The 24,598-nt window shown below is 71.0% G+C and carries 23 protein-coding genes and 2 tRNA genes; 13 read left to right on the plus strand and 12 right to left on the minus strand.

The features are described 5' to 3' along the window. Position 1: 1 nt before the first annotated feature. Together cbiQ and ABZ272_RS23565 are read left to right on the plus strand one after the other, a co-directional pair. A complete protein-coding gene (gene cbiQ / locus ABZ272_RS23560) occupies positions 2–772 on the plus strand; it encodes a cobalt ECF transporter T component CbiQ (protein WP_355052078.1) in 771 nt (256 codons plus the stop codon). Then, a complete protein-coding gene (locus ABZ272_RS23565) occupies positions 769–1,527 on the plus strand; it encodes an ABC transporter ATP-binding protein (RefSeq protein ID WP_355052079.1) in 759 nt (252 codons plus the stop codon). Before cbiQ ends, ABZ272_RS23565 begins: the two co-directional genes overlap by 4 nt. A 113-nt stretch (positions 1,528–1,640) precedes the next feature. On the opposite strand, the gene ABZ272_RS23570 is transcribed toward ABZ272_RS23565, so the two are convergent. From ABZ272_RS23570 to ABZ272_RS23585, 4 genes are read right to left on the minus strand one after another with little or no spacing between them, the layout of a single operon-like run. After that, positions 1,641–2,729, minus strand: a complete 1,089-nt coding sequence (locus ABZ272_RS23570; protein ID WP_355052080.1) for a hypothetical protein — start codon at positions 2,727–2,729, stop codon at positions 1,641–1,643. Next, complete coding sequence (locus ABZ272_RS23575; RefSeq protein ID WP_355052081.1) at positions 2,726–3,442, minus strand: thioredoxin domain-containing protein; 717 nt, start codon at positions 3,440–3,442, stop codon at positions 2,726–2,728. Before ABZ272_RS23575 ends, ABZ272_RS23570 begins: the two co-directional genes overlap by 4 nt. After that, complete coding sequence (locus ABZ272_RS23580; RefSeq protein ID WP_355052082.1) at positions 3,435–3,959, minus strand: MauE/DoxX family redox-associated membrane protein; 525 nt, start codon at positions 3,957–3,959, stop codon at positions 3,435–3,437. Before ABZ272_RS23580 ends, ABZ272_RS23575 begins: the two co-directional genes overlap by 8 nt. Positions 3,960–3,991: 32 nt before the next feature. Then, on the minus strand, positions 3,992–4,582 hold the full coding sequence (locus ABZ272_RS23585; RefSeq protein WP_355052083.1) for a sigma-70 family RNA polymerase sigma factor: 591 nt from the start codon (positions 4,580–4,582) through the stop codon (positions 3,992–3,994). A gap of 202 nt (positions 4,583–4,784) precedes the next feature. Between ABZ272_RS23585 and ABZ272_RS23590 the strand changes: the two genes are divergently transcribed. From ABZ272_RS23590 to ABZ272_RS23600, 3 genes are all read left to right on the plus strand, one after another. Continuing rightward, positions 4,785–6,449 carry a copper resistance protein CopC gene (locus ABZ272_RS23590; protein WP_355052084.1) on the plus strand — a complete coding sequence of 555 codons (1,665 nt, stop codon included), beginning with the start codon at positions 4,785–4,787 and terminating at the stop codon, positions 6,447–6,449. Positions 6,450–6,466: 17 nt separating this feature from the next. Further along, entirely contained in the window at positions 6,467–7,198 is a 732-nt protein-coding gene (locus ABZ272_RS23595; RefSeq protein WP_355052085.1) for a YcnI family protein, read from the plus strand. Between the two features lie 151 nt (positions 7,199–7,349). Further along, entirely contained in the window at positions 7,350–8,222 is an 873-nt protein-coding gene (locus tag ABZ272_RS23600) for a hypothetical protein (protein WP_355052177.1), read from the plus strand. Positions 8,223–8,333: 111 nt separating this feature from the next. On the opposite strand, the gene ABZ272_RS23605 is transcribed toward ABZ272_RS23600, so the two are convergent. Continuing rightward, entirely contained in the window at positions 8,334–9,611 is a 1,278-nt protein-coding gene (locus ABZ272_RS23605; RefSeq protein WP_355052086.1) for a glycosyltransferase 87 family protein, read from the minus strand. Between the two features lie 73 nt (positions 9,612–9,684). Between ABZ272_RS23605 and orn the strand changes: the two genes are divergently transcribed. Both orn and ABZ272_RS23615 read left to right on the plus strand, forming a co-directional pair. Continuing rightward, positions 9,685–10,275 (plus strand): oligoribonuclease, encoded by a 591-nt coding sequence (gene orn / locus ABZ272_RS23610; protein WP_308195323.1) that lies wholly within the window; start codon positions 9,685–9,687, stop codon positions 10,273–10,275. A 108-nt stretch (positions 10,276–10,383) separates the two neighbouring features. Next, a tRNA-His gene (locus tag ABZ272_RS23615) sits at positions 10,384–10,459 on the plus strand. A 126-nt stretch (positions 10,460–10,585) separates the two neighbouring features. On the opposite strand, the gene ABZ272_RS23620 is transcribed toward ABZ272_RS23615, so the two are convergent. Continuing rightward, positions 10,586–11,866 carry an Ig-like domain-containing protein gene (locus ABZ272_RS23620; protein ID WP_355052178.1) on the minus strand — a complete coding sequence of 427 codons (1,281 nt, stop codon included), beginning with the start codon at positions 11,864–11,866 and terminating at the stop codon, positions 10,586–10,588. Positions 11,867–12,118: 252 nt separating this feature from the next. Next, a complete protein-coding gene (locus ABZ272_RS23625; RefSeq protein WP_355052087.1) occupies positions 12,119–13,390 on the minus strand; it encodes an Ig-like domain-containing protein in 1,272 nt (423 codons plus the stop codon). A 188-nt stretch (positions 13,391–13,578) separates the two neighbouring features. Between ABZ272_RS23625 and ABZ272_RS23630 the strand changes: the two genes are divergently transcribed. Together ABZ272_RS23630 and ABZ272_RS23635 are read left to right on the plus strand one after the other, a co-directional pair. Beyond that, positions 13,579–13,654: transfer RNA gene (locus ABZ272_RS23630), tRNA-Lys, on the plus strand. A 206-nt stretch (positions 13,655–13,860) separates the two neighbouring features. Continuing rightward, complete coding sequence (locus ABZ272_RS23635; RefSeq protein WP_355052179.1) at positions 13,861–14,106, plus strand: DUF4326 domain-containing protein; 246 nt, start codon at positions 13,861–13,863, stop codon at positions 14,104–14,106. Here ABZ272_RS23635 and ABZ272_RS23640 read toward each other — a convergent pair. Then, complete coding sequence (locus tag ABZ272_RS23640; RefSeq protein WP_355052088.1) at positions 14,096–14,965, minus strand: hypothetical protein; 870 nt, start codon at positions 14,963–14,965, stop codon at positions 14,096–14,098. The two genes, ABZ272_RS23635 and ABZ272_RS23640, sit on opposite strands and share 11 nt — an antisense overlap. 172 nt (positions 14,966–15,137) lie before the next feature. Between ABZ272_RS23640 and ABZ272_RS23645 the strand changes: the two genes are divergently transcribed. Together ABZ272_RS23645 and ABZ272_RS23650 are read left to right on the plus strand one after the other, a co-directional pair. Continuing rightward, positions 15,138–15,668 carry a helix-turn-helix domain-containing protein gene (locus tag ABZ272_RS23645; RefSeq protein WP_355052089.1) on the plus strand — a complete coding sequence of 177 codons (531 nt, stop codon included), beginning with the start codon at positions 15,138–15,140 and terminating at the stop codon, positions 15,666–15,668. A 4-nt stretch (positions 15,669–15,672) separates the two neighbouring features. After that, positions 15,673–16,332 (plus strand): PIN domain-containing protein, encoded by a 660-nt coding sequence (locus ABZ272_RS23650; protein WP_355052090.1) that lies wholly within the window; start codon positions 15,673–15,675, stop codon positions 16,330–16,332. A 25-nt stretch (positions 16,333–16,357) separates the two neighbouring features. On the opposite strand, the gene ABZ272_RS23655 is transcribed toward ABZ272_RS23650, so the two are convergent. Then, positions 16,358–17,563: a DUF418 domain-containing protein gene (locus tag ABZ272_RS23655; protein WP_355052091.1), complete on the minus strand. Its 1,206-nt coding sequence runs from the start codon at positions 17,561–17,563 to the stop codon at positions 16,358–16,360. Between the two features lie 167 nt (positions 17,564–17,730). Between ABZ272_RS23655 and ABZ272_RS23660 the strand changes: the two genes are divergently transcribed. Next, positions 17,731–20,799, plus strand: coding sequence for a VWD domain-containing protein (locus ABZ272_RS23660; RefSeq protein WP_355052092.1), 3,069 nt, complete (start codon positions 17,731–17,733; stop codon positions 20,797–20,799). 123 nt (positions 20,800–20,922) lie between these two features. Continuing rightward, positions 20,923–21,480, plus strand: coding sequence for a hypothetical protein (locus ABZ272_RS23665; protein WP_355052093.1), 558 nt, complete (start codon positions 20,923–20,925; stop codon positions 21,478–21,480). A 61-nt stretch (positions 21,481–21,541) separates the two neighbouring features. On the opposite strand, the gene ABZ272_RS23670 is transcribed toward ABZ272_RS23665, so the two are convergent. The 3 genes from ABZ272_RS23670 to ABZ272_RS23680 all read right to left on the minus strand — a co-directional run bounded on the left by ABZ272_RS23670 (position 21,542) and on the right by ABZ272_RS23680 (position 24,587). Next, a complete protein-coding gene (locus tag ABZ272_RS23670; RefSeq protein WP_355052180.1) occupies positions 21,542–23,200 on the minus strand; it encodes a Na+/H+ antiporter in 1,659 nt (552 codons plus the stop codon). Between the two features lie 246 nt (positions 23,201–23,446). After that, positions 23,447–23,665, minus strand: a complete 219-nt coding sequence (locus tag ABZ272_RS23675; protein ID WP_355052094.1) for a hypothetical protein — start codon at positions 23,663–23,665, stop codon at positions 23,447–23,449. 175 nt (positions 23,666–23,840) lie between these two features. Then, complete coding sequence (locus ABZ272_RS23680; RefSeq protein WP_355052095.1) at positions 23,841–24,587, minus strand: BTAD domain-containing putative transcriptional regulator; 747 nt, start codon at positions 24,585–24,587, stop codon at positions 23,841–23,843. Positions 24,588–24,598 lie beyond the last annotated feature (11 nt).

A 24,598-nucleotide genomic window follows, 5' to 3' on the forward strand; every position in this document is an offset into this window, starting at 1 on the left:
CATGGGCGCCGGTCACGGGCACGTGCTGTACCGCGACACTGCCTCGCCGGTGCACCGGCTCCCACCCGAGGTCAAGATCGTGGCGATGGTGGTCTTCACGGTCGCCGTGGTGGCCACCCCGCGGGAGGCGTTCTGGGCCTTCGGGGCGTACGCCCTGCTGGTGGCGCTGGTGGCGGCGCTGGCCCGGGTGGGGCCGCGCTGGCTGCTCAGCCGCGCGTTGATCGAGGTGCCGTTCGTGCTGTTCGCGGTCGCGCTGCCGTTCCTCGGCGCGGGCGAGCGGGTCGAGGTGCTGGGTCTGCGGCTGTCCGAGGATGGCCTGCACGGCGCGTGGAACATTCTGGCCAAGGGCACCCTGGGCGTCCTCGCGTCGCTGCTGCTGGCCGCGACCACCACCACCCGGGACCTGATCGTCGGGCTGGACCGGTTGCACTGCCCGCAGATCCTCACGCAGATCGCCACGTTCATGCTGCGCTACCTCGACGTGTTGGTCGGCGAGGCGCGGCGCATGCGGGTGGCGCGCATCTCTCGGGGCGACGACCCGCGCTTCCTGTGGCAGTTACGGGGCTTCGCCGCGGGCATCGGCGCACTGTTCCTGCGCGCCTTCGAACGCGGTGAGCGGGTCTACCTGGCGATGCTGTCGCGGGGCTACACCGGGCGGATGCCCGCCGTGTGGCAGGGCGACGGCGCCGCGACCGCCGGTCAGTGGCTGGTCGCGGCGACCGTGCCGGTGGTGGCTGCCTCCATCGCCGCGACCGCCGTCGTGCTGACATGATCGGAGTCGTGCAGACCGCCCTCTCGCTGGACGTTCGTGGCCTCCGGTACGCGTACCCGGACGGGCACGTGGCGCTGCACGGCGTGGACCTGGCGGTGCCGCGCGGCGACCGGGTGGCGCTGCTCGGCCCCAACGGCGCCGGCAAGACCACGCTGGTGCTGCACCTCAACGGCATCCTCACCCCGGCCGAGGGCAGTGTGAGCGTGGGCGGCCTGTCGGTCACTCCGGACCGGGCGACGCTGGCCGAGGTACGCCGCCGGGTGGGCATCGTCTTTCAGGACCCGGACGACCAGCTCTTCCTGCCCACGGTGGCGGAGGATGTCGCGTTCGGGCCCGCCAACCTGGGGTTGCGCGGGGCGGAGTTGGCGGCCCGGGTCGACGAGGCGCTGGCCGCCGTGGGGATGAGCGAGCACCGCGCCCGAGCCCCGCAGCACCTCTCGTTCGGGCAGCGCCGCCGGGTGGCGGTGGCGACCGTGCTGGCCATGCACCCGGAGATCCTGGTGCTGGACGAGCCGTCGTCGAACCTGGACCCGGCGGCCCGCCGTGAGCTGGCCGAGATTTTGCGGGGCCTGCCGGTGACCCTGCTGATGGTCACCCACGACCTGCCGTACGCGGCGGAGCTGTGCGAGCGCTCGGTGATCCTGGACGGCGGCCGGATCGCAGCCGATGCCCCCACCCGCACCCTGCTCGCCGACGCCCCCCTGCTGGCGAAGCACCGCCTGGAGCTCCCGTACGGCTTCACCCCGCCCCTCTGACCCCCGCACCCCGGCCCCGCGATCTTGCACTTTCTGTCGCCGCATATGCCTCGAAGGCCGCAATTCGTCGACACAAAACGCAAGATCGCGGGGAGGCGGGGGACGGCGGGGTGTCAGCGGGTCGGCAGGGCCGGGGTTCGGGTCGCGGCCCGGGAGGCTGCGCGCAGGCGTAGGACGCCGGCGGCCGTCGCGCCGACGCCGGTGATCAGGAACGCCGCCACCATGACCCGGGCGACCGTGGGCGACCAGGGCACCGGGGCGACGGACCGGGCGAACACGGCGGCGTTCGCGACACCGGCGAAGAGCGCCAGGCACGCCCCGGCCAACGCCACCGCGAAGTCGGCTGCCGGGCGGCGGCGCAGCGCGTACGAGCCGGCGGCGACCGCGCCGAGGCCGGTGAGCAGCGACCAGATCTGCCCGGACAGCAGCCCGGACAGCACCCCGCCGACCCCCTGGGCGCCCGCGTCGATCTCCCGTCCCACCGGGTAGGCGACGGCGACCGAGCCGCCGACGACGAGCAACGCGCCGAGCGCGGCCAGCGCCCGCGTGCCGGCGGGCGCGGCGGCGGCGAACAGGCCGAGCGCACCCACCGCGAGCAGGCCGACGATGCTCACCGCCCACCAGGTGTACGCGTCCGGCGGCGGCACCCAGTCCAGGGTGCCGCCGATCGTCAGCGGGTCGGTGCCGTCGCGCAGCGGGACCGTCCAGTCCCGGACGCGGTGCTCGCGCTCCGGCGCGGCGCGCACCTGCGCCGGTGGCGTCGACTCCGGCCACAACGCGCGCTGGTCGTGCCAGCGCGCCGTGGTCCCGTCGTCGACCCGCCGCCAGGACGGTGCGGCGGCCGGGTCGGCCTCGGGCGGGAGCGCGGTGTCACCGGCCAGGGTGCGGTTCAGGTACGTGGCGGGGGAGCGGGTGTTCTCGAAGACGCCGTCGGGACCGATCCGCAGGTACGGCTCGCCGGAGTAGCCCATCACCTCGACCGCCCGGCCGGTGCGGTTGGTCAGTTCCAGGCGCGCGCCCGCCTCGATGACCCGTACCGCGAGGCCGGGCCGGGCCGGCGTGACGCCGGTGACGCGGGCGCGGTAGTCGGTGCCGTCCGGGGCGTCCGCGCCGTGTGCGGCGGCGGGCGCCGCGCCGAGCAACGTCGCCGCGCACGCGGCGGCGGCGATCAGGCCGGCGCGCGCCAGGACGGTACGGATCACTTGCCGGCCGCCGCCACGGCTGCCGTGAGGCCCTGCGGGGTGCGGTCGGCGAGTGGCTGACCGTTGACGAGGATGGTGGGCGTGCCGGTGACGTCGCTGCGGCTGGCCTCCTCGGTGACGTGCTCGGTCCACGTCTTGTACGTGCCGTCCTTCACGCAGCCGCCGAACGAGCCCCGGTCCAGCCCCACGCCGACGCCGATGTCGATCAGTTCGTCGTCGCTGAGCCCGGCGCTGCCCTCGGGCGGCTGCTTGGCGAAGAGCGCCTTGGCGTACTCGCGGAACTTGCCGCCGGCCGCCGCGCAGCCGGACGCGGCCGACGAGCGGGTGGAGTACCCGGTGCTGGAGAAGCGGTTGAGGTAGGCGACCGGGTGGTACACCACCTTCGCCTTGTTCTCGGACGCCAACTGCTCCAACGTCGCGCCGCTGCTCTGCTCGAACTGGTTGCAGACCGGGCAGAGGAAGTCCTCGTAGACGTCGACGGTGACCGGCCCGCCGCCGGTGACGATGCCGGTGCCGGGCCCGTTGGCGCCGGGCGGCGTGGTGAAGCTGTCCGAGCGCTGGCTGGACCAGACGCCCCAGCCGATCAGGCCGGCGATGACCAGTACGGCGACGGCGGCGGCGGACACCCAGATCGTGCGGCGGCGGCGTCGTTCGCGGGCCAGTTGCTCGCGGACGACCCGGGCCGCGTCCCGCTGACCCTTGCGACTACTCATCCTCGTCCTCCACGACGGGCTCGGCGGACAGCCACCCGTCCACTGATACGGGCGTACGCGGCCAGATGACCAGAAAACCGGCCAGTACCAAGAATCCCAGGTCCCGCAGGATCTCCGGGAGGTAACTCGGGGCCTGCCCCTCGGCGAGCTGCCCGCCGCTGCCGAAGCAGCCGCAGTCGATGGCCAGGCCACGCGCCCAGGCCGAGGAGATCCCCGCGATGAAGACCAGCAGCAGCGCCGTCGAGATCGCCGCGGTGAGCCGGGTGGCCAGCCCGAGCAGCAGGAGCACGCCCAGGGCCAGCTCGACGAAGGGCAGCGCCGCGCCGATCACGGTCGCGGCGTCGTACGGCAGCACCTGGTACGCGTTCACGGCCCGACCCGAGGCGGCCAGGTCACCGACCTTCGACGCCCCGGCGACGAGCCAGACGGCGGCGAGGCCGAGGCGGGCCGCCGTGCCGAGCCAGGGCCGGACGGCCGCCCAACGGCCGATCCGCGTGGGGGGTGCAGTCACGCTCATTTGTCGTCCCGTCGCAGCCGGAAGTTCCCGGCTCAGCCGGTGCGGGCGTCGTCGACCGCCGCGACCAGCTCGTCGCGGGCTCGGGCGACCCGGGACCGGATGGTGCCCACCGGCACTCCCTCGACGGCGGCGGCCTCGGCGTACGAGAGACCGAGCAACTGGGTGAGCACGAACGCCGCCCGTCGCTCGGGGCTCAGCCGCCGCACGAGGTCGTCGGCGCCGAGCTGCCCGGCGTGGTCGGGGTGCGGACGGTCGGTGTGGGCGTTCGCGACCAGCCGCTCGTCGAGGCGACGTCGGCGGATCACCGTGCGCAGGTGGTCGGCGCAGGCCCGCCGGGCGATGCCGAGCAGCCAGGTACGGGCGCTGGACCGACCCTCGAACGCCGGCAGGGCCTTGAACGCCCGCAGGTACGTCTCCTGGGCGAGGTCGTCGGCGCTGTCCGGGCCGACCAGGGCGGCGGTGAAGCGCCAGACCTCGGCCTGGGTCAACCGCACGAACACCGCCTGGGCGGTGGGGTCGCCGTCGCGCGCGACCAGGGCCGACTCGGTCGCCGGGTCCGGGCCGGCGTCACCGGACGGACCGGTGGGGCCGGCGGGGCCGGTCTCGCGCGGGACGGGGATCACGACAAACCAGGTTACGCGGCGTCGGGTGTGGCGTCAGGGGCCTTCGGCCCTTGGATGGTCTGCGACACGTCGGGAACTTTTCCCCGTCGTCGACCGACTACCTGCTCATGACACGCGACCTCTCCCGCGCGGCGATGGCGGCTGAGCGGAATTGAGCCGTTCGCCCGACTCGGTTCGCCGAGATCCACTGGGGTCGGCGACCATGGCAGGCATGACTGTCGCCCCCCGCCGCTGGGCCGCCCGGTTGGCTACCGCCGCCGGCCTCCTGGTCACCGTCGTCGCCCTGTTGATCGCGCCAGCCACCCCGGCCAGCGCCCACGCGGTGCTGTCCAGCAGCAGCCCGGCCGCCTCCTCGGTGGTGCCGAGCGGCCCGTCCGAGGTGGTGCTCACCTTCAGCGAGTCGGTCCGCAAGGTCCCCGACAAGGTCCGGGTGATCGCTCCGGACGGCTCCCGGGCCGACCGGGGTGAGCCGTCGTTCGCGGGCGCGGTGGTGACCATTCCGGTGGATCCGGCCGCCGGGCGTGGCACCTACCTGGTGAGCTTCCGGGTGATCTCCGCCGACAGCCACCCGGTCTCCGGCGCGTTCACCTACTCGGTGGGCGCGCCCTCGACCCCGCCGGTTGACTCCGGCAACGACAGCCGCGCCAACCCGGTGGTGGGCACCGCCGTGAAGGTGGCCCGGTTCCTCGGGTACGCCGGTCTGGTGCTGCTGGTCGGCCCGATCCTGGTGCTCGCCGCGCTCTGGCCGCAGCGGCTCTCCCGGCGCGGGCCGGCCCGGCTGGCCTGGGCCGGTCTCGGCCTGACGGCGCTGGCCACTCTCGCCGACCTGTGGTTGCAGGTGCCCTACACCGCCGGTGGTGGCCTCTTCGACGTGACCGGCGCGGGGTTCGGCAGCGTCTTCGGCAGTACCTTCGGCGCGGCCCACCTGGTTCGGCTCGGTCTGCTGGCCGCGGCGGCGTTCCTGCTGCGGCCGCTGCTGGAACGTCCGGCCGGCCGTACCGACGCGATCATCCTGGCGGTGCTCGGCGGGGCGGCCCTGCTGACCTGGCCGCTGGCCGGGCACCCGGCGGCCTCCCCGGCGCCGGCGGTGTCCGTGGTGGTCGACGCGGTCCACCTGGGCAGCATGGCGGTCTGGTTGGGTGGCCTGCTCATGCTCGCGGTCTTCCTGCTGCGCCAGGCCGACGAGCGGGAGTTGAGCGCGATCCTGCCCATCTGGTCGCGCTGGGCCGCGCTCGCCGTCTCGGCCCTGCTGCTGGCCGGCACCGTGCAGGCGTTGATCGAGGTGGCGACCCTCGACGCGCTGTTCAGCACCACCTACGGGCGGTTGCTGCTCGCCAAGATCGGGCTGTTCGCGATCGTGATCGCCGTGGCCGCGTACTCCCGGCAGTTGGTCCGTCGGCGGGTGGCCGCGCAGCGACCGGCGCCGGTGCGCCGGGCGGTCCTGGTGGAGCTGGCCGTCACCGCCGTGGTGCTGGCCGTGTCCGCGACCCTGGTGCAGACCCCGCCCGCCCGGACGGCGGCGGCCGAGTCGTCCGGCGTCGAGGCCGGCCTCTTCACCACCACCCTGAACAGCTCGCTCTTCTCGATGCAGGTCGAGCTGAGCCCGGCCGAGCGGGGCAACAACTCGGTGCACCTGTACGCGTACAGCAAGGACAACCTGCCGCTGCCGGTGGTGGAGTGGCGGGCGACCGCCGCGCTGCCGTCGGCCGGTATCGAGCCGATCGACGTGCCGCTGCTGCCGTTGACCGACAACCACGCGTACGGCGACATCAGCCTGCCGGCCGCCGGCGAGTGGCAGTTGAAGATCACCGCTCGCACGACCGACATCGACCAGGCCACGGTGACCGCCACCGTGCCCATCCGTTAGAGAGGTCCACGACACCCATGACCCGACTCCGGCGTACCGCATCCGCCGCTGCCGCCCTGGCGATCACCGCCGTCGCCACCGCCGTGCTCGGCTTCGCCGGGCCGGCCTCCGCCCACGTCACGGTGAACCCGAAGGAGGCGACCCAGGGCGGCTACGCCCGGGTGGCGTTCCGGGTGCCCAACGAGAGCGACACCGCCTCGACCACCAAGCTGGAGGTGGTGCTGCCGGAGAACGCCCCGGTCGGCTCGGTGTCGACCATCCCGGTGCCCGGCTGGACGGTGGCCACGGAGAAGCGCAAGGTGGAGCCGCCGATCGAGGTGCACGGCAGCCAGCTCACCGAGGCGGTCTCGAAGATCACCTGGACGGCCACGGGTGACGCGGCGGTCAAGCCGGGGCAGTTCCAGGAGTTCGGCGTCTCGATGGGGCCGCTGCCGAAGGTCGACAAGATGGTCTTCAAGACCCTCCAGACGTACTCCGACGGCAACGTCTCGCGCTGGATCGACGAGCCGCAGCCGGGTGGCGAGGAGCCGGAGAAGCCCGCCCCGGTGCTCACCCTCACGGCTGCCGCGCCGTCGGCGTCGGCCGCCGCGCCGTCCGCCGCTGCCGTCGCCGACAAGGACGACGATGACGAGGGCGACGGCGCCGCGATCGGCCTCGGCGTCGCGGGTCTCGTCGCCGGCCTGGCCGGCCTGGTGCTGGGCGGCTTGGCGTTCGCCCGGACCCGCCGGGAGCCGGTCGCCAAGTCCTGATCCCGTCGCTCACCCGCTGGCCCGCCGGAAAATCCGGCGGGCCAGCGTGCGTCCCGGGGCCGGGAGCGGTCGTGCTGTGGATATCCCCTGATCAGCGGGCGTACGTCGGTAAGGTCGGCCGGGTATCTGGCTACGGAGGGGGACAGTGCGAATGCGGTTCGTGCGGGCGATCGCCGGAATGCTGCTGTTGGTCATCGGGATTCCGGCGCTGCTCGCCGGCGGCGGGCTGTGGCTGGTCGCCCGGCACGCCAATCCCGGTGGGGCCTACGCCGCCCGGTTCGAAACCGTCCGCACACCGGGCCACGCGGTCGTGGTCACCGACCTCGACCGGCTGCTGCGCCGGGAGGCGCCCTTCGCGCGCGGCACGCAGACCCGTCTGCGGCTCGACGCCCGGACGCCCGACGGCCCGGCGTTCGTGGGGCTCGCGCCGACCGCCGAGGTGCGCCCCTGGCTGGAGTCCGTGCCGTACGCCTCGGTCCGCCGGGTGGCGCTGGCCCGGGGTCCGCTGCCGGTCCGTACGGACGCGGCATCCCCGCCCGTGGCCCCGGCCGCCGACGCGGTCCGCCCGCCGCTGGGCCTTCCGTTCTGGGTACGCGAGGGCGTCGGCACTCTCGAGTGGAGCGCCGACGACCTCGCGGGCGAGCCGATGAGCCTGGTGGTGATGCGCCCGGACGGCCGTGCCGACCTGACGCTGGACCTGCGCGCCGAGCTGCGGGCGGGCTGGGTCGGCCCGGTCGCCTGGGGACTGCTGGTGGCGGGGGTGCTGCTGGTGGCGTGCGCGGTGCTGCTTCTGCTGCGCCCACCGCGTCCGCGTGAGGTGGTCTTCGTGGTCGAACCGGACCAGGTGCCGGTCCTCGCCGGCCGGCTCGGGGTCACGTCGCTCAGCGGCCTGGGCGTCCGCGATCCCCATCCCGTCGGGTCGGTGCCGGCCCTGCGACAGCTCGCCCCGGTCGGCTCCGGCGTGTCCGAGTGGTCCCGTTCGGCGATCGGCGCGGAGCCGGCCCGGCCGACGCCGGAGGGCTGACGCGGCAAGTGGCCCTTCGCGCTGCCGACGCGAAGGGCCACTCTCACCGGGGGAGCGGTGCTACCCGAGCGACGCTTGAGGTAGATGGGTCCAGATTAGCGGCGATGGACATTACTGGGGACTTGTGTCCATTTGGCGCGAATTTTCCTCCGCGCGGACCTGGCGATAAGCGCGCACCGGCAGAGCCACCAGCAACAGCAGGCTGAGCAGGACGTAGGGGTTCTGCAGGACGAAGTCGACCGGGTCATGGGTGCGGACCGGCGCCGTGCCCCATTTCTGGAACGTCACCACGCCGTAGACGATCACGGCGGTGGTGCCCACGGCGAGCGCGGCGGACCACCACCGCCGGCGTGCCTCGTCCGGGCGATGCGCGCTGAGCGCGGCGTCGGCGAGCAGCACCACCGCCGGCACGAACCAATAGATGTGGTGGGTCCAGGTGATCGGGCTGATCAGGGCACCGACCAGGCCGGTCAGGGTCAGGCCGGTCAACGCGTCACCGGCCCGCGCGGCCCGGGCAGCCCGCCACAGCCCGTAGCCGGCCACCGCCGCCACGATCACCAACCACAGCAGCCGGTCCGGCTTCTCCGGCGCGGTAAACCGGCTCAGCAGACCGAAGACCGACTGGTTGCCGACATAGTCGGTGCGTCCCACCCGGTCGGTGTCCCACAACTCCTGCGTCCAGAACCGCCAGGAGTCCCCGGGGGCGACCGCCGCCGCCAGCAGGGTCGCCGCCGCGGCCGTCACGCTCGCCACCACGGCGGCCCGCCACCGGCGGGTGGCGACCAGGTACACGATGAAGATGCCCGGGAAGAGCTTGAGCGCCGTCGCCAGCCCGATGCCGACCCCGGCCCAGCGCCGCGCCTGCGGTACGGCGAACAACAGGTCCGCCAGGATCAGCACGACCAGCAGCATGTTGATCTGCCCGAGGGTGATCGTCTCGCGGGTGATCTCCACGGCCAGCACCAGCAGCACGGCGGCGGTCAGGGTGAACGTGCGGGGCAGGTCGTGCCGGACGATCACGGGCAGCACCAGCCACCTGGTGGTCAGTACCACGGCCGCCACCGTGAGCACCGTGAAGATCGTCACGGTCACGCCGAGCCGGAGCAGTCCGAACGGCCACAACAACAGGGCGCTGAACGGCGGGTACGTGAAGTACAACTCACCCTGCACCCGGTCCGGCTGGACGTAGTCGTAGAGCGGGTGACCGGCCGTCCACCAGTCCATCGCCGACATGTAGATCTTCAGGTCGAAGAAGTTGTGCACCAGGTTGCGCAGGTAGAGCGCCGGCAGCACGGCGACCAGCGCCACGATCGCGACCAGCCGACGGACCGTACGGCCACCGGGGTCGTCGTCGGTGACGGCGGGCGGTGCGATGGGTTCGGCTGGCACTTGAGAAACCCTAGCGGTCCACCCCCTTCGGAGCGCGCACCAGCGGGGCGTGGGCTGCGCGTAGGCTGTCCCGGTGGCTGACCTCCTCGTCTGGATCGACTGTGAGATGACCGGGTTGGACCTCGGCAGTGACAAGCTGATCGAGGTCGCGGCGCTGGTCACCGACCCCGACCTCAACGTGCTCGGTGATGGTGTCGACGTGGTGATCCACGCCGACGAGGCGGCGCTTGAGGCGATGCCGGAGATCGTCCAGACGATGCACGCCAAGTCGGGCCTCACCGAGGAGGTCCGTCGGTCGGCGGTCACCCTGGCCGAGGCCGAGGACCGGGTGCTGGAGTACGTGAGCACCTTCGTGAAGGACCCGCGCACCGCGCCGCTGTGCGGCAACTCGATCGCCACCGACCGCGGCTTCATCGCCCGGGACATGCCCCGCCTCGACGCGCACCTGCACTACCGCATGATCGACGTGTCGTCGATCAAGGAACTCTGCCGCCGCTGGTACCCCCGCGTGTACTTCGGTCAGCCGCAGAAGGGCCTGGCGCACCGGGCGCTCGCCGACATCCGCGAGAGCATCCGCGAGCTGGAGTACTACCGGCGCACCATCTTCGTGCCGCTGCCCGGCCCGGACGTCGAGACCGCCAAGGGCATCGCCGCCGAGCTCTGATCCGGCGCCGCTCGGCCGGCGGGGAACCCGCTGGACGCCGTGCGCGGTGGTGGGGCTATTATTGGTCCGCACGACGCCCGGGGCGACAGACCTGGTGTCGGAGGCATGGTGGCTGTAGCTCAGTTGGCAGAGCACCGGGTTGTGGTCCCGGTTGTCGTGGGTTCAATTCCCATCAGTCACCCCAATACTCAGGCCCCCTCCTCGGAGGGGGCCTGAGTCGTCGCAGGGGTTGATCACTCCGTTTCGAGGAATCCGGGGTGTCCTGTCAGCGGGGACGCCCCGGATTCCTCGAAGCCGCTGTCGGTCTGGATCAGGCGGTCGGCGTGGGCGACGGGGTGCCGGCGGCGTCCGGGGCCGCCGGGGCGTCCGGGTCGTACGGCAGGGCACTGCCCTTGACGTACTCGTCCCAGCTCATGTTCCAGTCCGTCCAGCCGTTGCCGTTCTGGAGCTTGCGCTCGGTCCCCTTGACGGTGATCGGGTCACCGACCTCGGTGTTCTTGAACAGCCAGTCGCCGTTCGCCATCGACACGTTCACGCAGCCGTGCGAGACGTTGACGCTGCCCTGCTGGCCCTCGGACCAGGGGGCCGCGTGGATGAATTCGCCGCCCCAGGTGAGGCGCTGCGCGAAGTCAATCTTGGTGCGGTAGCCGTCCTCGGGGCCCAACTCCTCGAACGTGTCGAAGACGGTCTTGCGCAGCTTCTCGATGACGACCATGGTGCCGCTGGACGAGGGGGTGCTCTTCTTGCCCAGGCTGACCGGGATCGTCTTGATCACCTTGCCGTCGCGGGTCACCGTCATCCGCTTGGTCTTGTTGTCCACCGTCATCAGCAACTTCGGGCCGATCTTGATGTCCACCGACAGGTCCGCGCGGCCGTAGTAGCCGTCGCCCATCGGCAGGCCACCCGCCTGGACGCGGTACGAGACCTTGCTGTTCGCCTTCCAGAACTCCTTCGGCCGGTACCGGACCTCGGTCGGGCTGACCCAGTGCCAGATGCCCTCCTGGGCGGGCGTCGAGGTCACCGTCATGCGGCGCTGCACGTCGTCGCGGTAGTCCTCCGGGATGTCCCGGCTGAACTTCACGATCAACGGCATCCCGACACCGACCTGCTGGTTGTCGCCGAGGAAGCTGCTCACCCGGATCTGCTTGTCGGGCTTGGCCATCGTGGTGAAGGTGCTGGTCGCGGTGGCCGGCAGACCATCGTCGCCGGTGGCCGTGACCGTGGCGGTGTAGCTGGTGCCGTATTCCAGCGCTTCGCTCGGCAACCACGACTTGCCGTCCGCCGCGAGGGTCCCCTTGACCGCCTTGCCGGCCGCGTCCTTGAGCTCGACGGCGGTCTCCTGGGCGTCCTTCGTGGTGAAGGTGATGCCGGTGGAGGCGGGGACGTCCTTAGCGTCGGCCGCCGGTTCGGCGATGGTCGCCGCCGCCTTGGGCGCGGGTGTCTCGGCCCCGCCCTGCCACGAGGACGGCTTGCCGCCGCCGTCGCCGTCGGTGCAGGCGGAGGTGAAGGCCAACGCCACGGCGAGGAGCCCCGCCGCGAGCACGCGGCGTCGTCCGCGGGGCCGGATCAGCTGGTCCTGGCTAGCTCGCATGATGTCCTCACAGTCGTGGTCGCTGACCCATCGTCTCTTAGAGACGTGCCAGAACCGGTCCTGGTTGCCGAGGGTGGGCAGGAACACGCCGGGCACGATGTCGGATTTTTGTTACTATCCGGCGTTTCGTGATTGAGGCTCGTCTTCCTGCCGAAGCCGAAGGGTCTCCGCCGCCGTCGTCACGTCGCGGGCAGTGCAAGGGTACGCGCCGGCCCGTGCCATCGGCAGGGCCGGCGCGACGACGCCGGACGGTCAGAGCGCCGGGCCGGATCCACCCTTGGGCACCGGCAGCGCGCTGCCCTTGATGAACTCCGACCAGCTCAGACTCCACGCCGTCCAGCCGTTGCCGGCGGCGATCTTGCGCTCGGTGCCCTTGATCGTGATCGGGTCGCCGATCCGGGTCTTGTCGAACAGCCACTTGGCGTTGGCCGTCGACACGTTCACGCAGCCGTGCGAGACGTTCTGCCGTCCCTGCACATGCTCCGACCAGGGCGCGGCGTGGATGTACTCGCCGCCCCAGGTGAGCCGCTGGGCGAACTGGATGTCGGTGACGTAGCGGTTGGCCGGATCGGGATCGTCACGGGTGTCGAAGACCGTGGCTTCCTTCTTCTCCATCACGACCATCGTCCCGCTGGACGACGGGGTGCTCTTCTTGCCCAGGCTCACCGGGATGGTGCGCGTCAGAGCGCCGTTCTCGTACACCGACATCTTCTTCGTGGCGTTGTCGACCTTCATCACCAACGACCGGCCGATCTTGGCGGTGGCCTTGCGGTCGATGTCGCCGTACCTGCCGTTGCTCAACGGCACCCCGGCCAACGCGATCCGGACGCTGATGGTGGTGCCCGGCTTCCAGTACTCCGGCGCCCGGTAGTACGCCTGCGTGCCGTTGTCGACCCAGTGCCAGGCGCCCGGCTGCGGCGGGTCGGTCTTGACGAACATCCGCTTCTGCACCGCCGCCCGGTCCTTCTTGGGGATGCCCGGGTGGAACTCGGTCACCACCGGCATCGCGACGCCGTAGCTCTTGTCGTCGAAGAGGTACAGGCCGGACCCGATCGTCGACTTCGGCTTGGCCATCGTGGTGAAGGAGCTGGTGCCCTGGCTGCTCGTGCCGTCCGGCGTGCTCGCCGTCACCGTGGCCGTGTACTTCGTACCCCACTTCAGGGGCGCGGACGGCACCCAGGCCGAGCCGTCGGCGCGGAGCTTGCCCTCCACGGTCGCGCCGCTGGCCGCGGTCAGGGTGACCGCGGACACCTTCCCGCCGCTCGGCAGCTTGGCGCTGATCTCCGTACTCACGGGCTTGTTCTTCGTGCCGTCGGCCGGGCTCAGCGTCAGCGCCGGCCCGCTGGGCGCGCTGGGCTCGCCGCTCGTCGACGGCGCGGCCGAGTCGGGTGCGGTACCCGCATCCGCCGACGTCCCGCCGACGAATTCCGGTTTCTTCTGCTCGTCGCCGCACCCGGTCAGTGCCAGCGACGCCGCCAGGGTCAGAGCGCCCACCACCGCCCCGGCTCGCGTGAACCGTGCCATCCCCACCTCTGTTCTCGCGTACCTGGCGGACATCGTGCCGTATCAGTGGCCGGACCCACGCCCCCGTCCCAGCCCCGAGGTCTGGTTTGTGGCTGTATGCGCGTTAAGCTCGACCGAAGGGGGGAGTCGGGTAACCGGATTGGAGCCCGCCTTGGCGGGGTGCTAATGTTCTCTCCGTTGCCGAACGAGCGCCGCTAGCTCAACTGGCAGAGCAGCGGACTCTTAATCCGCGGGTTCGGGGTTCGAGTCCCTGGCGGCGCACCAAACGAGCAAGGCCCTGACCGGGTTGATTTACCGGGTCGGGGCCTTTTTCGCGTGCGACGGGCGGTGGGCACGGGTCGAAAAGTCGATGGACCGGAGCGACCGACTTTCCTCGAGCATTCTCGCGAGGGCCGGGTGTCGACGATTACGGTGGTGGCGTGGGGGGATGTCGGCGGGTTCGCGTGCGGGGAGACCTCTACCACCCGGTTGTGCCGCCTGGCGCCGTGTACGTCGGACGGCAGGGGTTCGGGTTGCGACGTTCTCCGTGGGCCAATCCGTTCAGCCTGCGGCAGCATGATCGGGCGGAGGCGTTACGCCTCTATCGGCAATGGCTTGTGGGGCAGCCTGCTCTTGTTGATCGAGCGCGGCGGGAACTCACGGGGAAGCAGTTGGCGTGCTGGTGCCGCACTGAGGACCCGTGCCATGCCGACGTGCTGGCCGAACTCATCGGTTGACGTGCGATCGGTGTCGAGCTGCGGGCCGTCTCGGTGCGTAGACACCGCCGATGCTGAAGGATTGCGGTCGTGCCGCCTGGTTGCCTACGTAGAAGGCGACGTCGCGGTCAGCCCCGCAGAGTTGGTTGAGGAACTTGTCTCTCAGCTGCTCCGCAGCCTCCGCGTCGGTGAGTCGGTTCAGCCTGCGTTGTAGGGCGACGAACTCCCAGTCCCAGAGAGTCTGCTGGTGGCCGCGGCAATGGCGGTCCGCGCAACGGTAGCGGTACGCACCAGTGAAGCGTGGTGCTTGAAGTGCGCTGCGCTTGGTCGGTTCCAGCAGATCGAGCTGGTTGAGGTAGCCCTCGATCTTCTTGCGGTCCTCCGCTGACCAGCCGGGATGTCGCTTGACCTGTAGAGCTGAGATGTCAACCGCGCGAATCAACGCGATCGATCGCCCGCTCGGATCCTCACGGATCTGCTTGTTGAGCCGGCACATGGAGTCTTCGACGAGTGGATCGAGGAGACTCCGACGCGATTGCCGACTGGCAAGATGCCGCTCGGTCGTGATCGTGTCCACGATCGGCTTCCAGCTCTCGCGCCGCTGGTCTTGCCTGGCTGGCAGCGCCTCAACGTGGATGACGTCGTACTTGTGGAACTTGCTGTCGTCGTCGAGATCCCGGTAGTGCACGGGATAGAGGCGGATCCACCCCGTCCAGGGCGGGTCCAGGCCCAGTGCCCCGACGCAAACCGTCTCCCCGTACCGGGCGGAGGGGTTGGGGGCCGCCTTCACTGTGATCAGGAGGCGAAGTCTTGCTGGTCGTGCCAGGACTGACTTTGGCTCGTCGTCGGTGCTCGGTCCCCACAACGGAAGCTGTTCCATCGAAACCACCTACATCGCTAGATGTAGCTATAGGAACGCACTGAGTCACATAGACAGTCTCATGTTCGGCGGATCTGGCGCTAGTCCATCGCGGGTTGCCCTCGGCCTGTCTCATCCGTTTCGTGGACGAAAGAAACGAAGGTGGTTACGATGATTTCGACTAGGAGGCGTCATGACTGCGGCTGCACTGAAGGAAGAGACGTACCTGCCAGAAGCTGATGGGCAGGTTGCCCAGGTCCACGACTTCATCCAGGCCCACGAGCGGACGGGACGGGGGCCGGTGGCACCACGTTACTTCCTGGCCGGAGCCACCCCAGGTGACCGCGTCGAGCTTCCAGCCGAGGTCTACGGGGTGCTTCGCCAGGTTGTCGAGGCGCTCCAGCAGGGGTTTGCGGTGACTGTGGCTCCGCGGACGCTGAAGCTGACAACCCAGCAAGCCGCCGACCTGCTCGGAGTCAGTCGACCGACGGTCGTCAAGTTGCTTGACGAGGGCAAGGTTCCGTTTGAGCGATTGGGGACTCACCGACGCATCCTTCTCCCCGACCTGCTTGCGTACCGGGCGCAGCGCAGGGCTGACCAGTACGCCGCGCTTGAAGCAACCTCAGTGGACATTGATGACGAGGAAGACCTCGACGCGTTGACGCGACGACTGCGCGAAACGCGTCGCGCAGTCGCACGACGCCGCAAGGGCCTGACAGAATAGACCAGTGTTCACGGCCCTTCTCGACACCTGTGTTCTCTGGCCAGACCTGCAACGCGACTTTCTTCTATCCCTTGCGATCGAGGGCTTGTATCGGCCTGTGTGGAATTCGGTCGTGCTTGAGGAGTTGGAATACGAGCAGAGAGCAAAGTTGATCGAGCGAGGCCATGAAGCTGACGAGGCCGCCAAGCGAGCACAGCACCTCATCGAGCAGATCAGACAGCATTTCGACGATGCGGAGGTCGGTGGGTGGGAGGGTCTGGAAGGTACCTACGGCCTGCCCGACCCCGACGATGAGCATCTCGTTGCTGCCGCGGTTGTCGCCAACGCCGGCGCTGTCATTACGCTTAACGTGCGGGACCTGCCTCCGGGTAAGTTGCCTCGCGGGTTGCAGGTGCTCTCGCCCAAAGAGTTCGCAGCCAATACCGTCTCCCTTGATCCGGTTAGAGCCTGCGCTGCCGTGGCTGCCATAGCCAAACGTTCCGGCAGGCTGGGTCGGGTTCAGGCCGAAGAGGACATCTTGGAAATTCTCGACCGCCGCTACGGGATGACGTCTGCGGTCGAGATGATGCGACAGGCGGCGGTCGATCTGCTGGTGCCGCCTCCGCAACCTCGGGTTGGCGAGCCGGCGACGCACTTTGACGCCCGCGGATCGGCTGCGAAGTGACCAAGCAAGGCGCGAGTACCGTCCGTCATACGTGGTCGGCGACTCGCAACCGTGGCCACTGCTGCTCGGTCCAGGCCCGCAACAGCCACTCCGCCGGCCCGTACCGGAACCGTGCCATCCACGCCGCGCTGGCGGCGACCTGCACACCGTAGATCACTACCGCGACGAGGAGTACGACCGGAGGCGCGACGGCACCGGCGAGGCCCAGGCCGACGCCGGTGAAGACCAGTACGCAGAGCACCGACTGACCCAGGTAGTTGGACAGGGACATCCGTCCGGCCGGCGCGAGCACGGTCACGAGCCGTCGTCCCCGGTCGGTCGCGAAGAACTCCAGGAGCGTGGCGGCGTACGCGGCCGCGAGCAGCGGCGCGGTCAGGACGCCCACCGTCACTCCGGTCAGGTTGCCGGTGCCTCCACCCGAGGCGAAGACCACGGCGCCGGCCAGGCCGACCGGATAGCCCACGCGCTGCACCCGGCGCAGGAACTGCCGGTTTCCCGCGATGTCGGTGAGTAGCCGGCGACGTCCCGCCGCGTACCCGAAGAGGAACGCCGAGAGGGCGAGCGGCCCCTGCACGAGGAGCGTGCCGACCATCGCCGGCAGCTGGCGTACGTGCTCGGCGATCACCGATCCGAGCCCGCCCTGTAGCGCCTCGGTGGACCGCTGCCCCGCGGCGAGCGCCGCCGCCGGGTCGGTGACCAGTTCGGTTCCGCCGACGGCGGCGAGCGCGAGGGCGAAGCCGATCCCGGCGGTCAGCAGTACGGCTGCGCGCAGCGCGGTCCCGACCGCGACTCGTCGCATGGCGAGCAGCACCAGGCCGAGAAGCGCGTACGTGGTGAGGATGTCGCCCTGGAACAGCAGCACCGCGTGCAGGGCGCCGAGGACGAAGAGCCCGACCAGTCGTCGCCGGAACCGGGGGACGATGTCGACGCCGCGCCGGGCGGCGGAGTCGAGTTGGAGGGTGAAGCTGTAGCCGAACAGGAAGGCGAAGAGCAGGTACGCCTTCATCGCGAACAGCAGCTCGACCAACCACAGTGCCGCCTGGTCACCCCACGAGTCGTGGGCGGGGTCGGGAACCAGGTGGAAGGGGTAGCCGGAGGCGAGGAAGGCGATGTTGACGAGCAGGATGAGCAGCAGCGCCACGGCGCGCAGGGCGTCGACGTCGGCGATCCGGGAGGAGGTCCCGGGCAGCTCCGCGAGCACGACTGGCGGGTCTTTGCTGGTGAACTTCACGACTACCCCCGTAAGCGACAGAGAACCTATTCGCAGGCTATGAAGCGGCGAGTCCAGGTGACAGCCGGTGAGCGGGACTGTCGCCGGTGGGGCAGGCCCTACCTCCGCAGCGACCGGTCCCCGACAGAGCACGGGAATCCCGTCGCCGCGCCCCTACAGTCCCCACCATGAGGTGGACGCTTCGATCGGCTACCGGACTCGCCGTACTCGTGACGGCCCTGGTGGCCGGGGCGGCGAGCGCCGCCGCGGCGCCCGACGGCGATGGCCTCGGCCTGGCCCTGCGGCCCGGGCAGGCGGACTACCGCGCCGGTGACCAGGTCCGCCTGGACCTCACCGTCACGAACTCCACCGGGTCGGCGTGCGCGCTGCCCACCACCGCCGTCGGCACCGTCCAGATAACCGGGGTACGCCGAGACGGGCGCGATCTCACGCCCACGCTCGCCCGCAGCTTCCACGACGACGGGATCGCCGCGGCGGCCACCGCCGGTCTGACCACTGTCGAGCCTGGTGCGACCGCGATCGTGACGCTGACCGGGATCCGGTTGGGTGACCCGCCCGGCGAGGTCGTGCTCCGCTCGGTGGCCGCCACCGGGGACGGCGGCGGTCTCGACTCGCTGTGGCCGGTCGGCGCTCCCGGAAGGTACGAGGTGACGGCCGGCTACGTGCCTCTGCCGGTCAGCGGCGCGGTCGACCCCTGCCCGGGCGCGACGGCCCTGCGGAGCGCCACGTTCACGGTCGGCGACGGCGGCGCGTCCGGTCGCCGCTGGCTCTGGCCGGCCGTCGGCGGACTGCTGCTGGTGCTGCTCCTGGCCGCGCTGGTGATCCTGCTGCGGGTCCGCCGCCGGCCGACCGCCGCGACCGTGGTCCTGCTGCTGGTAGCCGTCGGCGCGCTGGTCGGCGGCGGGGCCCGACCGGCCCGGGCCGACTACACGGTCGACCCGACCTCCGGCGTGCCGATCAAAGGCGTCGACTTCCAGGCCGCCGTGGACGGCTGTCTGAGCGGGTTCGCCGCGCCGGGCGGGGATCCGTCCGGGATCCTGCCCCGGCTCAAGGACAAGAAGAGCCCGAAGGTGCGGATCATCCCCACCCCGGGTGGGTCCGGCGCGTTCGAGACGCCGGACGGCCCCGACGGCAAGGGCTCGTCCACCGTCACCTGGAACCCGACCTCCACCGACCCGTACGAGGACGGGGTGGCCCGGGATCCCTGCGCCGCGCTCTACCACGAGCTGAACCACGCCGACGACATCTCCCGTGACGCGGTGCCACCCGGTGAGTGCGGGAGCACCGGCATTCCCACCGCCGAGGTGCGGGCGACGTTGGCGGAGAACCGTTACCGGGCGGCGAAGGGCCTGCCGCCGCGCAAGGACTACAAGGGCAAGCCGCTGCCGAAGAGCCTCGACGAGTGCAAGAAGCCGCCGAAGAAGACGCCCCCGCCGAAGGGGCCGGTGAAGATGTGCGAGGACGGCGCCGACTGCGGCGGCAGCAACGGCGACCCGCACCTGGTCACCTTCGACCGGGTCGCCTACGACTTCCAGGCCGTCGGCGAGTTCACCCTGGTCGCCGCCACGGGCGGTGACCCGCTGGAGGTCCAGGTCCGGCAGTCGCCGATGGCGGGCTCCCGCTCCGCCTCGGTCAACTCGGCGGTCGCGTTCCGGGTCGGCGTCCACCGCGTCGCGCTCACCCTCACCGACGGCGCCACCCGGGTGCACGTCGACGGCACGCCCGTCGCCGCGCCGCCGGAACGGACCGACCTGCCCGGCGGCGGCAACCTCACCCGCCGTCCGTCCGACACCGGAGAAACCGAGGGGTACGACGTGACGTGGCCGGACGGCTCGGCGGCGGCGGTGGACCAGATCGGCCGTTACGGCTACCGGGTGCTCGTCCGGCTCGCCGACGGCCGGGCCGGAAAGGTACGCGGCCTGCTCGGCGACTTCGACGGCGACCCGGCCGACGACATCGCCCCCGCCGGCGGCGCGGCCCTCGCCCAGCCCGTGCCGTTCGCCACGCTCTACCCGTCGTACGCGGACAGTTGGCGGCTCACCCAGGGCCGCTCGCTGTTCGCCTATGGCGACGGCGAGGACACCGGCACGTTCACCGACCGGACCTTCCCCGAGCGGGAGGTGACCGTCACCGACCTCGACCCGGCCCGGCGTGCCGCCGCCGAACGGATCTGCCGGTGGGCCGGCGTCACCGCCGCGGGCCCGCTCGCCGACTGCGTCTTCGACGTCGCCGTCAGCGGGCGTGGTGAGTTCGCCGTCGCCGGGGCCACCACCGAACGGATCGCCCCTCCCGCTGTCCCGTCGATCACCGCTGTTCCGATCGCGGCGGCCAGCCTCACGCCGGGCGGTGAGCCGCTGACGTTCACGGGTCGCGCGGGCGACGCCGTCTTCGTCGACGTCACCGCGCCGGGGATGGCCGACCGCTGCTCGCCGTACGTGCTCACCGACCCGACCGACCGGCTGATCGGAGCCGGCTGCGTCATCGGCGGCGTCGGGTACATCGACCGCGTCGACCTCACCACCACCGGCACGTACGCCGTGCGGGTCACCGCCGCGCCCGGCGACACCGGACGAGCCGCCGTCCGGGTGTACGCGGCCCGGGACGTCGACGGCACGCTCCAGGCGAACGGCCCGGAGGTCACCGCGACCCTGGAACAGCCCGGTGCGGCGGCCCGGTACCGGTTCGCCGGGCAGCAGGGTGAGCGCGTCTTCGTCGAGGTGGCCACGAGCACACTTCCCAACCAGTGCACCCCGCTGGAACTGCGCGACACCGAAGACCGGCTGCTGAGCAGCGGCTGTCTGATCAACGGCGTCGGCGAGATCGACGGCACGCTGTTGTCCGCCGACGGGACGTACACGGTGGTGGTCGATCCGACCGGACGCACCACCGGCACGACCACACTGCGGCTGGTCAGCAGCCGCGACCGGGACGCGACGATCGCGGTCGGCGGTCCGCCGGTCGTCGCCACCGTCGACCGGCCCGGGGCGGTGACGAGCTACCGCTTCACCGCCGCCGCCGGCACGTCGGTGAGTCTGACCGCGACCGCCTCCGACCTGCCCGACCAGTGCGGTGTGCTGGAGTTGCGCGCCCCCGACAACAGCCTGATCACCAGCGGCTGCGTGATCAATGGGGCTGGCGGGATCACGGCGGCCACGCTGCTGGCAACCGGGGAGTACACCCTGCTGGTGGACCCGTCCGGGCCCGCGACCGGCCGGGTGACGCTGGCGCTGCGGTGATCGGTGGCTGCTGAGCGGTACGACACGCCGGGCGGCGTGCTGCTGAGCAGCCACCGATCGACTCCTCGGGCGGCACGGGTCTAAATTCTTCGCGGTTGGTGTCGACGACGGCGGGGGTACGGGGTGGGCGACGAGAAGATCGACGATGCGGGCGTCGGGGACGGGTTCGACCTGCTGGTCACCCCCGACGTCCGGTACACGCGGTCGCGGCGACGAGATCTGCGGCCGCTGATTTTCCTGCTCGTGATTTCGGGCCTGCTGTTGTCGATCACGAGTCTCGGCACGTTCACGGCCGATGGTGGCTGGCTCCTCGCCGGGCTGTTCGGCCTCCCGTTCGGGGTGATCTTGTTCGTCGCAGGGCTGATCAGCGGCTCGGCGTACCTGCGACGCCATGCCGAGTTGAGCGCGCCGGTGCGGTACGTGTTCACCGCGGAGGCCATCGAGTGGCACACCGCCCATGTGGCCTTGCGGTTGCCCTGGACAGCGATCACGCACGCCGTTCGGATGCGGGAGGCGTACCGTCTGGACTGCGCAGACAAGCAGCCTCGCTACCTGTGCCGGACGACACTGACGCCGGCCGAGGACGCGCGGGTGACGGCGTACCTCGATGAGCGGTTGGCCGCACGGCTGGCCACCGAGGCGTCCGTGCGGCCGATGCCACCGGTCGGCGCCGGCTCGTAATCGGGCCGGCCAGGCGAGGTCCGGATCCGTCGGCCGACCACTGGTGCGCCCCGTGGTACGGCTACTGCCGCTTGGGGAGCAGCAGTTCCTCGTGGTCGAGTTCCCGCTCCAGGACGCGCAGCTCCTCGTCCGGGAGCCGCCCGGAGTCGCGCCAGCGCACCAACTCCTCGCGCTGCGCGTCGAGCGCGGTACGGCGGATCCGTAGCGCCGTCTCGTACTCCGGTGACGTGGGCATCTCCGTCGACCCGCTCTGCTCAAGCAGGTCGAGCCGGCCGCGGTAGCGCGCGAGGCGGGCCAGCAACTGGGTACGTGTGGTGTTGACGGCCACCGCGCTGTCCGGCTCGGCGGCGGCGACCTCGTCCAGGCGGGCCAGAGCCGCCTCGACCGCCGCGGAGCGGGCCTCGTTGCGTACCCGGGCCTGGTCGGTTTCGTTGGCGCGCAGGCCGAGCATCCGCACGAGCGGCGCGAAGGTCAGACCCTGACCGACGAGTGTCACGAGCACGACCACGAAGGTGCAGAACAGCAGCAGGTCACGGTCGGGAAAGGGTGACCCGTCGTCGGTGGTCAGCGGCAGGGTGAAGATCGCGGCCAGGCTGATGACGCCGCGCGTGCCGGACCAGCTCAGCGCCACCACCTCGCGGGAGTTGAGCCGGCGGGCGTTGCGGTCGGCCCGCGCGACCTGCCGGGCGGTGTTCGGCTCGTCGGCGTCGTCCTGCTCGGAGACACCGCCGAGGCGGGTGTGCAGGGACCGGGGGAGCGACTGGGTCAGCACCAGCCACGCGGGACGCAGCAGCAGCACCACGCCCACGGACACCGCGACGGCGATGACGATCGTCGACGTGTCGTACTGGCGCAGTCCCTTGACGACCTCGGGGAGCTGCTGGCCGATCAGCAGGAAGACGAAGCCTTCGAGGAGGAAGTCGACCAGTCGCCACACCGCGTTGGTCTGGAGTCGGGCGGCCCCGGACCCGACCTGGGGCGTCTGGTGGCCGACGATCAGTCCGGCGATCACCACGGCGAGCACGCCGGAGACGTGCAACGCCTCGCCCAGCAGGTACGCCACGAACGGTGTCGCGAGCGAGATCGCGTTGGACAGCAGCGGGTCCGCCGTGAGCGGGCGGGCCAGTCGTTTCGCCCAGGCCACGGCGACGCCGACGGCGACTCCACCGACCGCCGCCAGCACGAACTGGGCCACGGCGGCGGGGAACGAGAACGTGCCACCGACGGCGGCGGCCACCGCGACGCTGAGCATCGTCAGCGCGGTCGCGTCGTTGAGCAGCCCCTCGCCCTGGATGATCGTGACCATCTTCGGCGGCAGGTTGACCCGGCGGCCCACCGCGAGGGCGGCCACCGGGTCCGGCGGGGCGATGGCGGCGCCGACGGCGATTCCGGCGGCCAGGGTCGCGCCCGCGACGAACAGGTGGAACCCGAGGCCGACGAGCAGCCCGGTGAGGAGCACCAGCACCACCGAGAGGCTGACCACGATGCGCAGATTCCGGCGGATGTCCAGCAGTGAGGAGTCCAACGCGGCGCTGTAGAGCAGCGGCGGGAGCACGACCATGAGCACCAACTCCGGGTCGAGGCCGATGTTGGGGCCGGGTAGCAGCGCGTACACGATGCCGATGAGCGGCAGCAGCGCGGCCGCCGGCAGGCCGGTACGGGACGCGACCCACCGGACGGCGACGATGACCGCCACGGCGGCGAGCACGAACAACACCATCGAATGGGCGCTCACCTGGTGTCGTCCCCCTGGATCGGCGCGCGGGTCTCGGGTCGGCCGCCTGTCGTACCCGATCGGTGGTGGCGCAGCGAGCACGAACGAGCGGCGCGGGCTGCGACGGCACGTACGAGCCTACCGGCTAGATCAACGCCCCCGCTCGTCGTCGACCGCGAGCGCGTCGGGCTGCCACACGGTCCGACCGCCGGCCGGATGGCGTGATCCGGCCGGCGGTCGGACCGTCGACGATCAGCAGCAGCCGGTGGTGTAGCTGACGTAGGACGCGTTGCAGTCCCGGGACGTGTTGGCGTAGCAGCGGACCTGCCCCGCGACCACCTTGTTGTAGTAGTAGTAACAGAAGGGGCCGCCACACCCCGTGTAGGCGAGGGAGCAGACGTTGCACGCCGACGCCGTGGCCTTCGGCAGCAACGCGGCCAGCAGTTTGTCGCTCAGTCGATTGATAATCATCGGACCTCTCTCCTTCTCCGCCCCTGCGGCGGTTCATCGACGAGGTCCAGAATTTCATCGACGACTTACGATGCACTAACGGCGCGCTAATACGTGTGCGGCCCGGTAGTGCCTGTTCCTGGGCGCAATACGACCGCAGTCGGGTGGACGGCTGCCGGTAGGCAATAGTGGGCTGTCAGTGCTGGCTCGGAGTACGAATTATGTCGATCAATCGGCTGATTCGTCGACCCGGCTTGACGCCGAGATCCGTGGCCAGGATCTGGCAAAGGTGATCATGGATGGCCAGGGCGGATGCGACGTCGCCGCGCCTCATGTGCGCCTCGATCAGGTGCTCCCAGGCCCGTTCCCGATACGGCCACTGCCGCACCAGAGGTTCCATCGCGTCGATGACCGAGTTGTGGTCACCGATGACGAGCTGCGCCTCGGCCAGGTCCTCCATCGCCCGCCATCGGCGCTCGTCCAGTGGCGCGGCCAGGGCCGCCACCCCGGCGGTCCGAGCGTCGACGCAGGCGTCGCCACGCCAGAGCCGCAGTGCCGAGGTGAGAGTCGTGACCCGGTCGATGGCTCCGGTGGGGAGCCGCGCGGCGGCGGCACGCTGCGTCAGGTCGTCGAAGCGAGCGAGGTCGGTCGAGGTGAGGCGAGCGCAGAGAAGGTAGCCCGGCGGACGGGTCTGCAAGATGTCCACGGCCTCCGCGCCGCCGAGCCGGACGAGGCTTCGCCGCAGGGCGGAGACGTGCCCCTGGAGCTTCGTCGTCGCCGTCATCGGTGGTTGCTCGTCCCAGATGACCTCGACGAGACGATTTACTCCGACGACGGCGCCCAGGTTGAAGGCGAGGGCTGCCAGCATCGCGCGTCGTCCCGGGCTGCCGATGGGCATCGGCTGGTTGCCGACGGTCGCCTCGATGGGGCCCAGCAACGACACGCGGAGCAGGG

This window comes from Micromonospora sp. NPDC005979 (genome assembly GCF_040614415.1).
In the GTDB taxonomy this organism is placed as follows: Bacteria; Actinomycetota; Actinomycetes; order Mycobacteriales; family Micromonosporaceae; genus Micromonospora.

Coding starts and splice junctions, on each gene's coding strand:
- cbiQ (WP_355052078.1), top strand. CDS start 2: ATGGGCGCCGGTCACGGGCACGTGCTGTACCGCGACACTGCCTCGCCG.
- ABZ272_RS23565 (WP_355052079.1), top strand. CDS start 769: ATGATCGGAGTCGTGCAGACCGCCCTCTCGCTGGACGTTCGTGGCCTC.
- ABZ272_RS23575 (WP_355052081.1), bottom strand. CDS start 3,442: ATGAGTAGTCGCAAGGGTCAGCGGGACGCGGCCCGGGTCGTCCGCGAG.
- ABZ272_RS23580 (WP_355052082.1), bottom strand. CDS start 3,959: ATGAGCGTGACTGCACCCCCCACGCGGATCGGCCGTTGGGCGGCCGTC.
- ABZ272_RS23590 (WP_355052084.1), top strand. CDS start 4,785: ATGGCAGGCATGACTGTCGCCCCCCGCCGCTGGGCCGCCCGGTTGGCT.
- ABZ272_RS23595 (WP_355052085.1), top strand. CDS start 6,467: ATGACCCGACTCCGGCGTACCGCATCCGCCGCTGCCGCCCTGGCGATC.
- ABZ272_RS23600 (WP_355052177.1), top strand. CDS start 7,350: ATGCGGTTCGTGCGGGCGATCGCCGGAATGCTGCTGTTGGTCATCGGG.
- ABZ272_RS23620 (WP_355052178.1), bottom strand. CDS start 11,866: ATGCGAGCTAGCCAGGACCAGCTGATCCGGCCCCGCGGACGACGCCGC.
- ABZ272_RS23625 (WP_355052087.1), bottom strand. CDS start 13,390: ATGGCACGGTTCACGCGAGCCGGGGCGGTGGTGGGCGCTCTGACCCTG.
- ABZ272_RS23640 (WP_355052088.1), bottom strand. CDS start 14,965: ATGGAACAGCTTCCGTTGTGGGGACCGAGCACCGACGACGAGCCAAAG.
- ABZ272_RS23645 (WP_355052089.1), top strand. CDS start 15,138: ATGACTGCGGCTGCACTGAAGGAAGAGACGTACCTGCCAGAAGCTGAT.
- ABZ272_RS23660 (WP_355052092.1), top strand. CDS start 17,731: ATGAGGTGGACGCTTCGATCGGCTACCGGACTCGCCGTACTCGTGACG.
- ABZ272_RS23670 (WP_355052180.1), bottom strand. CDS start 23,200: ATGGTGTTGTTCGTGCTCGCCGCCGTGGCGGTCATCGTCGCCGTCCGG.
- ABZ272_RS23675 (WP_355052094.1), bottom strand. CDS start 23,665: ATGATTATCAATCGACTGAGCGACAAACTGCTGGCCGCGTTGCTGCCG.